We start from the raw sequence: 2,718 nt of genomic DNA on the forward strand, positions 1-2,718 counted from the left end.
TGCTGCCGTTCCTGGCGCAACAGCCAGCCGAACTGGTGATCGCCAACCGCACGGCGGAGAAGGCCACCGCGCTGGCCGCGGTATTCGCCGGGCGCGGGCGCATCACCGGCTGTGGCCTGGGCGATCTGGCTGGCGAGCGGTTCGACGTGGTGCTCAACGCGACCTCCGCCAGCCTCAAGGCGGAGCTGCCCGCCGTGCCCGCTTCGGTCTTCACGGACGCGGCGCTGGCTTACGAACTGGTCTACGGCAAGGGGCTGACGCCGTTCCTGCGGCTGGCGCAGAACGCGGGCGTGCAGCGGCTGGCCGATGGCGTCGGGATGCTGGTGGAGCAGGCGGCCGAAGCGTTCGTGTGGTGGCGCGGGGTGCGGCCCGAGACCGCGCCCGTGATTGCGCGGATGACGGTGCCGCTGGTGTGAGGTGATCGAGTGTGCGATGAAAGAGAGTGAGGTATAGACTCGCAATAATCGCAACCTCCGTTTGCCAATGCCATGCCAAAAGCTTTGTCATCCCCGCGTGCAGTCAGCCGTGGTCACCTTGAGATGCACACCGTCACCTTGCAGCGTGCAGCCATCTCCCGCGAGTCACTCCCGGACATCCGGGAGATTCGGCTGGTGGTCGGAGCCGAGGCGTGGGCGGCGATCACCGAGGCGGTGATGCAGGGGGGCGCGGTGACGCAGTCGCTGTCCTCGGATGGGCAGGCACTGGTCGATCGCCTGCCCATCCGCCGTCACGATCCAGTCGCGCAGCGCCTGAAGCAGCGTGCGGCGGACGTGATCCTGAACGGCACGTCTTGGCTGACCTCGCGCGAGGTGGGGGTTCGGGCTGATCCCGCTGCCGCCAATCCGCATTCGCTCACCAGTCGATGGTTGAGCCAAGGGCGTGTTTTTGCCATCGAGCACCGCGGGCAAAAGGTCTTTCCTGACTATGCCTTCGACCTGCTGGGACACCCGGTCGTTGAACTGCGCGAGGTGTTGAAGATCCTGAGCGGCTGCTCGGCGTTGCGCATCGCATCGTGGTTCGAGTCACGCAGTTCGCGATTGGATGGTCGCAAGCCGCGTGAACTGCTCGCCAGCCAGCCCGGTGTGGTCATCGACGCAGCCCGTGCCCACATGGCTGGTCCCTTGCATGGCTGACCTGCCTTTTCCGCCACCGACCAAGCCCTTCAAGGCCAAGGCATTTCCCGGAGGAACCTGGTACCGCATGCATCGTTTCGACCGGTCTTCCGGGCAGTATCCACCCACCGCGTTCAACGACACGCCCCATGGAAACGCCCGGTTCAGCCCGCTCATCGATCCCGCGACCGGTCGTGTGGTGCCGACGCTTTATGCTGCACAGACGCCCCGTGGTGCCATCGCGGAAGTGGTGCTGCACGATGTGCCCACGCCTTCGACTGGACATCTGCACGACTGGGAGCAGGACAAGGCGGGTTCGCTCCATCTGAGCGAGATCGTTTTGCCGGCGCTGGCGCTGGTGAATCTCACGAGCGTCGGACTGCGCGCTGCCGGCCTCAAGGTCGCGGATCTGTTCGGCACGGAGCAGCCCGACTATCCCCGCACGCGCCAGTGGGCCTTGCACGTCTGGCAGCGTGTGCCGACCGCGCACGGGCTGTACTGGATGTCGGTACGGGAGAACACCTGCCCAGTGGTGATGCTGTTCGGTGATCGGGTGCCGGCTGGGGCGATCCGTGATGTGGGCCGCACGCAGCCCATTGCCGCCGTCGAGTCCGAAGTGTTTCAACTGCTGGACGAACTGGGCTGCGGGCTGGCCATCGGGTGACAGCCCGCCCGTCGGAGGTCAGCCGCCGAGCTTGTCCTGCGTCTTCGTCTCGAAGTCGCTGGCGTCATGCCGCTCGTGCAACTGACTGGCCGGATCGCCCATGACGCGGTTGACCTTGCGCCCGCGCTGCACCGCCGGCCGTGCCATCACCTGGTCGGTCCACCGCTGGATGTTCTTGTAGTCCTGGACCTGCAGGAACTCGCCCGCACCATACGCCAGTCCCTTGGCCAGCGCGCCGTACCACGGCCAGATCGCCATGTCCGCGATCGTGTAGTCCTCGCCCGCGATGTAGGGATGCTCGGCCAGTTGCCGGTCGAGCACGTCGAGCTGGCGCTTGACCTCCATCGCGTAGCGGTCGATGGCGTATTCGATCTTGAACGGCGCGTAGGCGTAGAAATGCCCGAAGCCGCCGCCGAGGAAGGGCGCGCTGCCCATCTGCCAGAACAGCCACGACAGGCACTCGGCGCGCTGGGCCGGCTCAGTGGGCAGGAAGGCGCTGCCGAACTTCTCGGCCAGATACATCAGGATCGCACCAGACTCGAACACGCGGATCGGCTTCGGGCCGCTGTGGTCCATCAGTGCGGGGATCTTGGAGTTCGGGTTGGCCGCGACGAAGCCGCTGCCGAACTGGTCGCCGTCGCCGATCTTGATCAGCCAGGCGTCGTACTCGGCGCCCGTGTGGCCGAGGGCGAGCAGCTCTTCCAGCAGGATCGTCACCTTCACGCCGTTGGGCGTTGCCAGCGAGTAGAGCTGCAGCGGGTGGCGGCCGACCGGCAGCGGCTTGTCGTGCGTCGGGCCGGCGATGGGGCGGTTGATGCTGGCGAACTGGCCGCCGTTGGCCTTGTTCCAGGTCCAGATCTTGGGCGGGGTGTAGGGGGTGGGGTCGGTCATGGGGTGGCTCCGGCTGTGGTCAAGGTTGACGAAGACTCTACGGGAAACGCC

Annotated in this window: 3 protein-coding genes and 1 pseudogene; 3 read left to right on the forward strand and 1 reads right to left on the reverse strand. The window is 66.4% G+C overall.

Features of this window, described 5'->3' with window-relative positions; genetic code table 11:
• The 3 genes and pseudogenes from aroE to QZW52_RS19185 all read left to right on the forward strand — a co-directional run.
• Nucleotides 1-416 (forward strand): annotated as a pseudogene (gene aroE, locus QZW52_RS19175) (shikimate dehydrogenase); the annotation flags it as partial.
• Nucleotides 417-539: 123 nt separating this feature from the next.
• Entirely contained in the window at nt 540-1,133 is a 594-nt protein-coding gene (locus QZW52_RS19180; protein ID WP_294001729.1) for a hypothetical protein, read from the forward strand.
• A complete protein-coding gene (locus tag QZW52_RS19185; protein ID WP_294001730.1) occupies nt 1,126-1,776 on the forward strand; it encodes an RES family NAD+ phosphorylase in 651 nt (216 codons plus the stop codon). The genes QZW52_RS19180 and QZW52_RS19185 overlap by 8 nt, the downstream gene beginning before the upstream one ends.
• Before the next feature lie 18 nt (nt 1,777-1,794).
• On the opposite strand, the gene yghU is transcribed toward QZW52_RS19185, so the two are convergent.
• On the reverse strand, nt 1,795-2,667 hold the full coding sequence (yghU, locus tag QZW52_RS19190) for a glutathione-dependent disulfide-bond oxidoreductase (protein ID WP_294001732.1): 873 nt from the start codon (nt 2,665-2,667) through the stop codon (nt 1,795-1,797).
• Nucleotides 2,668-2,718: the final 51 nt, after the last annotated feature.

This window comes from Sphaerotilus sp., assembly GCF_013299175.1.
GTDB lineage: Bacteria > Pseudomonadota > Gammaproteobacteria > Burkholderiales > Burkholderiaceae_C > Sphaerotilus.

Bases quoted from the DNA above. Each gene is read 5' to 3' on its own strand.
- QZW52_RS19180 (WP_294001729.1), top strand. From the start codon at position 540: ATGCACACCGTCACCTTGCAGCGTGCAGCCATCTCCCGCGAGTCACTC.
- QZW52_RS19185 (WP_294001730.1), top strand. From the start codon at position 1,126: ATGGCTGACCTGCCTTTTCCGCCACCGACCAAGCCCTTCAAGGCCAAG.
- yghU (WP_294001732.1), bottom strand. From the start codon at position 2,667: ATGACCGACCCCACCCCCTACACCCCGCCCAAGATCTGGACCTGGAAC.